Genomic DNA, 8,294 nt, shown 5'->3' on the forward strand with positions numbered 1-8,294 from the left:
CCACCCTACGCCCACCCTACGACAAGCAGGTCTTCAACCCATAACGCGTACATAACCTTTTTATTGCCGGTGAACGCCGCTCAGTTCCTGGCGAACGCCTTCTCCAGCGCCTCGTTGATCGTACGCAGCACCTTGACCCGGGCAAAGCGCTTGTCGTTGGCCTCGACCAGGGTCCAGGGGGCAATCTCGTTGCTGGTGCGATCAACCATATCTGCCACCGCATCCACATACTCATCCCACTTCTCGCGGTTGCGCCAATCATCGGCGGTGATCTTGAACCGCTTGTAACCGATCTCCTCGCGTTCCCTGAAGCGTTGCTCCTGGGTATCGCGGTCGATCGCCAGCCAGAACTTGACCAGCACCACGCCATGGGTGGTCAGGCTTTCCTCGAAATCACTGATTTCGCCATAGGCGCGCAGCCAGTCGGCCTGGCTGCAAAAGCCCTCGACCCGCTCGACCAGCACCCGACCGTACCAGGAGCGGTCGAAAATGGTCAGCTTGCCGCGGGCCGGTATGTGTCGCCAGAAGCGCCACAGGTAGGGCTGCGCGCGCTCCTCTTCACTCGGCGCGGCCACTTGCACGACACGGTAGATGCGCGGATCCAGCGCTTCGGTGACGCGCCGGATGGCGCCGCCCTTGCCTGCGGCATCATTGCCCTCGAACACCGTCACCAGGGCATGCCGGCGCATGCGCTTGTCACTCATCAGGCGCGACAGGCGGGCCTGCTCGGTGGCCAGTTCGACCCGGTAGGCGTCCTTGTCCAGGGACTGGCCCAAGTCCAGATGGGAAAGCAGGTTGACCTTGTCGAAACTGGATACCAGCGGCGCCACATGCGGCTGGCGCTTGGGCCGCGCGCGGGTCTTGAGCGCGACCTGCAGCCCTTCGAGAATGATCCGCGCCACCGTCAGGCTGCGGTAATTGGCATCCAGGCCCTCGACCACGTACCAGGGCGCGTAGTCCCGGCTGGTACGCCGCAGGACCCGTTCACCGTAGCGCACGAACTTGTCGTAGACCCTGGACTGGCCCCATTCGAACGGGCTGACCTGCCAGCTGCGCAGCGGGTCGGCCTTGAGCAGCTCCAGGCGCTTGTTCATCTGCTTCTTCGACAGATGGAACCAGAACTTGAAGATCAGCGCGCCTTCGTCGCAGAGCATGCGCTCCATGCGTTCGGCGGCATCGCTGGCCTGATCCAGGCGCGCCGTCTTGATCCGCCCCTGCACCCGGGCATTGAGCATCTGGCTGTACCAGTTGCCAAAGAAGATGCCGATCCGGCCCTTGGGTGGCAGCCGGCGCCAGTAGCGCCAGTCGGGGGGCCGGGCCAGCTCTTCGTCGGTCTGCACATCGAAGGTTTCCACCTGGATGATGCGTGGATCCATCCATTCGTTGAGCAATTTCACCGTCTCGCCCTTGCCCGCGCCCTCGATGCCATTGATCAGGATCAGTACCGGAAAGCGTGCCTGTCGCTGCAATTCGAACTGCGCATCGAGCAGCGCTTCGCGCAATGCCGGAATGGCGGCATCAAAGGTTTCCTGATCGATGACATGGCCCAGCTCGGCGGATTCGAACATACGCAACTCTCGCGCTAAAAAACCAAGACTAGCGCAGAAAGCACGCCGCCATGCAAGCCTGGCGACTGCGCTGGTGCCATGCAATCGGCTAGAATCCGCGGCCTCTCCGGAAAGGCTTTACCGCATGCCTGACATGACCCACGCCCAGCTCGACTGGGACGCCCAAGGCCAGCCCGTTTCGCGCAGCTTCGCCGACGTGTACTTCTCGCGCGCCTCCGGCCTGGGCGAGACCCGGCATGTCTTTCTCGACCACAATGACCTGCCGCGCCGCCTTGCCGAACTGCCCGCCGGCGGACGCCTGTGCATCGGCGAAACCGGCTTCGGTACCGGGCTGAACTTCCTCTGCGCCTGGCAGCTGTTCGAGCAGCAGGCGCCCGCGGACGCCCGCCTGCACTTTGTCAGCGTGGAAAAATACCCGCTGCAGCGCGCCGACCTGCAGCGCGCGCTGGCCCTGTGGCCGGAGCTGGCGCCCTACACCGAGCAGCTGCTCGGCCAATACCTGGCCATTCATCCGGGCTTCCAGCGCCTGGTCTTCGCCGCTGGACGGGTCGTGCTGACACTGCTGATCGGCGATGTGCTGGAGCTGCTGCCGGAGCTCGACGCGCGCATCGATGCCTGGTTTCTCGACGGCTTCTCCCCGGCGAAGAATCCGCAGATGTGGCGCGGCGAACTGTTTGCCCAGCTGGCCAGGCTGTCAGCCCCCGGCGCCAGCCTGGCCACCTTCACCTGTGCCGGGTTTGTCCGCCGCGGCCTGCAGGAGGCCGGCTTTGCCATGCACAAGGTCAAGGGCTTCGGCCATAAGCGCGAGATGCTGGCCGGGCGCTTTGGCGAGCAGCCGGCAGCGCCGGGAAAACCCTGGTTTGCCCGCCCGGGATTCCAGCCCAGCGAGCGCACGGCGCTGGTGATCGGCGCCGGCCTGGCCGGCTGTGCCACGGCGGCCAGCCTGGCGGCGCGCGGCTGGCAGGTCAGCCTGCTGGAACGCCACGCCGAGCTGGCCGCCGAGGCCTCCGGCAATCCGCAGGGCGTGCTGTACCTGAAGCTGTCCGCGCATGGCACGGCGCTGTCCCGGCTGATCCTCGGCGGCTTCGGCTACACCCGGCGCCTGCTCGAACAGGTGCAGGACGCCAGTGCCTGGCAAGCCTGCGGCGTCCTGCAGCTGGCCTTCGATGCCGCCGAACAGGCCCGCCAGGATGAACTGGCTGCCGTGTTTCCCGCAGACCTGCTACAGCAGGTCGACCAGGCCCGGGCGCAGGCCATTGCCGGAGTCGCGCTGCCGGCCGGCGGGCTGTTTTTTCCAGAGGCCGGCTGGGTCAACCCGCCAGCCCTGTGCCGGCTGCTGGCACGCCACCCGCGGATTAGCCTGTGCACTCACCAGCATGCCGTCGAACTGCGCAAGACCGCACACGGCTGGCAAGCACTGGACGGCGACCGGGTGCTGGCCGGTGCCGCCGTGGTGGTGCTGGCCGGCGCGGCGGATGTCGGCCGTTTCGCACCCTGCGCGCATCTGCCGCTCAAGCGCATTCGCGGGCAGATCAGCTACCTGCCGGCCACCCCGGCCAGCGCCGCGCTGCAGAGCGTGGTGTGCGCCGAGGGCTATGTCGCGCCGGCGCGCAACGGCAGTCACACGCTGGGAGCCAGCTTCGACTTCAAGCGCAGTGATCTCGACCTCAGTGCCAGCGAGCACCAGGACAACCTGCAGCTGCTCCAGGCCATCTCCACCGACCTCGGCGCGCGCCTGCGGGGCGACCGCCTGGATCCCGCCAGCCTGCAGGGACGAGCGGCCTTTCGCTGCACCACGCCGGACTACCTGCCGCTGGTCGGCCCGCTGGCCGAGCATGGGCAATTTCTGCGCACCTACGCCGAACTGGGGAAGAATGCGCGCAAGGTTCCAGCAGCGCCCTGCCCGTGGCTCGAGGGTATCTATCTCAATTGTGCACATGGCTCGCGTGGCCTGGTTACCGCGCCACTGGCCGCCGAACTGCTGGCTGCCTGGTTGGATGACGAGCCGCTGCCGCTGCCACGCAGTGTCGCCGAAGCCTGTCATCCGAATCGCTTTTCCCTGCGCAATCTGGTGCGCGGCGGTTAGACTTGCACGATAACGACACACTGCCACCACAGCTCACCATTCCTTCCACCCGACCCGCGAGCATGGCCACTGCAACGGCCGGACACGCGGGCGTTACCAGGTCTGTACATGCACCGCATCGGCCTCGCCCTGCTCCTGCTGTGTCTGTCCCTGCCGGGCTGGGCGATTCCGCCTGCGCCGCTGCAGAGCAATGATCAGCGTGTGCTGCTCGGCCCCTACAGCGGTTACCTGGAGGACGCCGGCCGGCAGCTGAGCTTTGCACAAGTCAGTGCGCTACCCGACAGCGCCTTCACCCAAGTGCACAGCGTGAGTGCCAACCTGGGCAAGAACGACTCGGCATGGTGGTTCCGCGTGCGGTTTGACAACCAGTCTTCCGCGCCGCTGGGCGGCCACCTTGAAGTCAACTATTCGCTGCTGGACAACCTGCAGCTGTATCAGTCCGGCGCGGATGGCAAACCGCTGCTGCAGGAAACCGGCGATACCTTTCCGTTTTCCCAGCGCCCGGTGAAACTGCGCAACTTCTGGTTCCCCGTGGAGCTGCCGCGCGGAACCAGTTCACTGCTGCTGCGCGTGGACACCACCAGCACCGTTTTCGTGCCCATGGCATTCAGCACCTACCAGGCCGGGCTGGCCGCGACCGAGATCCGGATGAGCTACAGCGGGCTGTTTTACGGACTGCTGGCCGGCCTGTTCTGCTACAACCTGTTCCTGTTCATCTCCCTGCGCGAGCGCGTGTACCTCTGGTACCTGACCTACAGCCTGTCGATTGCCATGATGGGCGCCAGCTTTGACGGCCTGCTGTTCCAGCTGCTACCGGAAAATGTGTTCCTGCAGTCAACCGGCATCTATATCTCCATGTTCGCCTGCGCCGTCTCCTCGGTGCAGTTCAGCCGTTTCTTCCTGCATACCCCGCAATATTTCCCGCGCATCGACCGCCTGCTGCAGTGGGTCACTGCAGGCATCCTGCTGTGCGTTGCCGCCGGCCCGCTGATCGGCCTCAAGCCATGGAGCGTACTGACCAGCATCGTCCTGCTGGGCACCTCCCTGCTGCTCTTGCTGACCGGCGTGCATGTCTGGCGCCAGGGGCTGCGCTACGGCTCCTACTACACGCTGGCCTGGAGCGTGTTGCTGGCCTCGCTGATTCTGGTGACGCTGGGCTCGCTGGGCATCGAACTGCTCACCCCCTACAGCAGTGAAACGGTCAAGCTGGGCAGTGCGATCGAGATGATCGTCATCTCCATCGGCCTCGCCGATCGCATCAACACCCTCAAGGAGGAAGGCTTCCGCGCCCTGCAGAAAGCCACCGAAGCCACCGTCGAGAGCCATGCGAAAAGCCGTTTCCTGGCCAAGATGAGCCACGAAATCCGCACCCCGCTGAACGGCGTGCTGGGCATGCTGCAACTGCTCCGTGAAACCTCGCTGGAGCGCACCCAGCGCTTCTACCTGGACACCGTGCTCAGCTCCGGCGATGCGCTGCTGGGCGTGATCAACAACCTGATCGACTATGCCCGGCTGGAGTCGGGGCGGCTCAAGCTGGAAGAGATCGACTTCGACCTCGAGGAACTGCTCTCCGACACGCTGAACCTGTTCACCGCCGAAGCCATGAAGAAACGCCTGCACCTGTACCTGGCCATGGAACCGGCGGTACCGCGCTTCCTCCGCGGCGACCCGACTCGCCTCAAGCAGGTACTGATGAACCTGCTGGGCAATGCCCTCAAGTTCACCGAAAGCGGCCATGTGAGCCTGCACGCCAGTCTCGCCACCAACCGCCTGGCCAAACCGCAGTTGCATATCCGTATCAGCGACAGTGGCATTGGCATCGAGCAGGACAACCTCAGGCAACTGTTCCAGTCCTTCGCCCAGGCCGAAACCAGCACCACCCGCCACTATGGCGGCAGTGGCCTGGGCCTGGCGATCAGCAAGGAACTGGTGGAAATGATGGAAGGCAGCATCGAGGTGCAAAGCACTCCGCAGCAGGGCAGCACCTTCCTGATCAAGCTGCCCCTGCATGCCGCCCAGGCGGAGGCCAACTCCAGCCTTGGTGCCCTGTCCGGGCAGCGGGCCCTGCTCGCCTCGCTGGACGCCCGCGGCCTCGGCGCACTGGAGCTGCTGCTGCAGCGCTTCGGCATGGAGTGCCAGCGCTGCCTGGATCCGCAAAGCCTGGCCAGTGCCCTGCGGCAGTCGCGCGACCTGCCGCTGCTGGTGCTGATGGAACCCTGGGCCGGCGGCAGCGCCCGGCAGTGGCTGGACAACCTGCGACCGCTGCTGAAACCCGGACAGCCGGTGCTGCTGCTCTACGCCTTCGGGCAAAACCTTGACCTGCCACAGCCCGGCGACCTGCGGCTGGTCTGCCTGCCGTTGCCCGTCACCGCGACGCCACTGCGCAGCGCGCTGGCCGAACTGGCTGGCGAAGCCCCCGCGCAGCCGCTGCCGGGCAACGCCAGTGGCGAGTGGCCACTGGCGAACATCCTGGTTGCCGAGGACAACCAGGTGAACCAGCTGGTGATCCAGGGCCTGCTCAAGCAGCGCGGCTATAACGTGCGCATCGTCGGCAACGGGCTGGACGCGGTGAACAAATACCGGAGCAATCCGGGGGCCTACCAGCTGATCCTGATGGACTGTGAAATGCCGCAGATGGATGGCTTCAGTGCCACACGCGAGATCCGCGCCTTCGAGCACCAGCAGCAGTTGCCGGCGGTGCCGGTGATTGCGCTGACCGCCTTGCAGCTGGACGATCAGCGCGCACTGGGGCTGCGGGTCGGCATGAGCGATTTTCTCGCCAAACCGATCGATAGCGCCCTGCTCTACCGTACACTCGAGCGCCATCTGCACCAGCCAGGCTGAACCGAGACACCATGCTGATCCCCCCTGAAATGCTCGAAAGCGACACCCTGACGCGCCTGATTGAGGACTTCGTCACCCGCGAGGGTACCGACAACGGCGACGACACCCCGCTGCAAACGCGCATCGCCCGGGTACGCCGGGCACTGGAGAAAAAGCAGGCCGTCATTGTGTTTGATGCAGAAAGCCAGCAATGCCAACTGGCCCTGCGTGACCAGGTACCGCGCGAGTGGCTGGCAGCTCTGGACGACTGACTGTCGAAGCGACAAACCAGCGCGAAGACAGTTTGTCGCCAGACCGATGATAACCATGTCAGAGAAGCTGTCCGCTTCCGACCCATCGCTGCCGGTCGCTACGGGTAGAAACCCGCCAGAAGCAGCGATACCCGTCATGGCTCAGTCCGGTAGACGTATCCTGCTTGTGCGGGGCTGCTCAGGCACGGTGAAAAAACCACTAGCGCACGCAGTGCCAGTGGTCGGGCTACCCTTCCTTGAAGGGCGACAGCCCATGCTTTTTATCATTTTGCGGGAATGGTCGGCACGTTGCGCCGCAGGAACTCCAGTTGATCGCCCACCACCTGCTCGAAGGCTGTGCCCACGTATATATCGAAGTGGCCGTGGGGATAGCGTTTGATCTCGTGACGCGGTGCGCGCTGGGCATGCCGCAGCGTCTGCTTCGATGGTGCCACGCTATCGGGGTCGCACACACAGAACAGCACAGGAGCGCGGATAGAGGGGGTTCTGCGTCCGGGGTAGTAGCGAATCAGATCCAGGGCAAAACGCGCGGAGGCCTCGTTGCGACAGGACTCGCCTGGTGGGATCAGGCTGTTGTAACCATCCCAGCTATCCGGCGAGGTCATAAATGCAGTCGTCCCCGGTCGACCGGCGAGCGGAATCAAAATGGGCCTGGCGCCGAACCACGAGCCGATGCGGTCGACCAGACCCAGCAGGCTGACCCGGAGTGACACCAGGGGTTCGGTCGCGAGAATGGAAGCCAGTCCGTCGGTGAAGGGGCATTGGGAGATGACCGCAGCCACTTTCGCATCCTCGGCAGCAATAGTCAGCACATGTCCGCCACCGAATGAGGTGCCCCAGAGGGCTAGCCGATCCGGATCTACATCATCCATGCGGCGGACATGAGCTATCGCGGCCTTCCAATCCTCAAGCTGACGCTTGATGTCCAGCAACTGGCGCGGCTCGCCCTCGCTGTCACCAAAGTGCCGATAGTCGAACACCAGGCAGGCGTAGCCGGCGGCGACAAAGCGTTCGGCGAACGCAGGAAGTCGCATCTTGCGTGTACCACCCAGTCCGTGCGCCATCACCACCACAGGAAAAGGCCCGGGGCCCAATGGGCGGTAGAAGTCAGCTATACAACGAGAACCGCCTGAAACGAACTGGATTGTCGATGGCACTACGTGGTCGGTGATGGTGTTCATGAATGATGACATCCGCTGGAATGGCTGGAACAGTGCCAAACGCGGACTGTTCCGTAGTGGCTTGGCAGGCCTCCGGTGAGGCTTGGGGTTGTTACGAAACTAGGGGCGCTGCAATTAGGCCTAACCACGGCCTTCGCGATAGAGAATACCTCTCAGAATACAGATGTATCGATCGGTAAAAATAGCAAAAACGCCGCGCCTGAATGGCTACTGGTCACACTGACTTTTCCACCATGGGCCTGCATGATCGACCGAACTGTTGCCAAACCAAACCCACCCGAATCATCGGGCTGGTTGCTGGAAGGGTCACAGCGATAAAACCGCTCGACAAGATGCGGCAGGTGTTCGGCAGCAATCGCATCAA

General features: G+C 64.1%; 6 protein-coding genes. 3 read left to right on the top strand and 3 right to left on the bottom strand.

Going from position 1 to position 8,294, the window contains the following annotated elements; all coding sequences use genetic code 11:
• Positions 1 to 80 precede the first annotated feature (80 nt).
• Entirely contained in the window at positions 81 to 1,568 is a 1,488-nt protein-coding gene (gene pap, locus ISX93_RS05450) for a polyphosphate:AMP phosphotransferase (RefSeq protein ID WP_195777685.1), read from the bottom strand.
• Positions 1,569 to 1,692: 124 nt separating this feature from the next.
• Here pap and mnmC point away from each other — a divergent pair, with 124 nt between their 5' ends.
• The 3 genes from mnmC (at position 1,693) to ISX93_RS05465 (ending at position 6,749) form a co-directional block, all read left to right on the top strand.
• Positions 1,693 to 3,654: a bifunctional tRNA (5-methylaminomethyl-2-thiouridine)(34)-methyltransferase MnmD/FAD-dependent 5-carboxymethylaminomethyl-2-thiouridine(34) oxidoreductase MnmC gene (gene mnmC, locus ISX93_RS05455; protein WP_195777686.1), complete on the top strand. Its 1,962-nt coding sequence runs from the start codon at positions 1,693 to 1,695 to the stop codon at positions 3,652 to 3,654.
• A 108-nt stretch (positions 3,655 to 3,762) separates the two neighbouring features.
• Positions 3,763 to 6,498, top strand: coding sequence for a hybrid sensor histidine kinase/response regulator (locus ISX93_RS05460; protein ID WP_195777687.1), 2,736 nt, complete (start codon positions 3,763 to 3,765; stop codon positions 6,496 to 6,498).
• 11 nt (positions 6,499 to 6,509) lie between these two features.
• A complete protein-coding gene (locus ISX93_RS05465) occupies positions 6,510 to 6,749 on the top strand; it encodes a YheU family protein (RefSeq protein ID WP_195777688.1) in 240 nt (79 codons plus the stop codon).
• Positions 6,750 to 7,012: 263 nt separating this feature from the next.
• On the opposite strand, the gene ISX93_RS05470 is transcribed toward ISX93_RS05465, so the two are convergent.
• Together ISX93_RS05470 and ISX93_RS05475 are read right to left on the bottom strand one after the other, a co-directional pair.
• Entirely contained in the window at positions 7,013 to 7,930 is a 918-nt protein-coding gene (locus ISX93_RS05470; RefSeq protein ID WP_195777689.1) for an alpha/beta hydrolase, read from the bottom strand.
• Positions 7,931 to 8,082: 152 nt separating this feature from the next.
• Positions 8,083 to 8,294 (bottom strand): ATP-binding protein (locus tag ISX93_RS05475; protein ID WP_258166941.1); only part of this gene is annotated, 212 nt, incomplete at its 5' end.

The sequence above is a fragment of the Pseudomonas sp. N040 genome (assembly GCF_015637705.1).
GTDB lineage: Bacteria > Pseudomonadota > Gammaproteobacteria > Pseudomonadales > Pseudomonadaceae > Aquipseudomonas.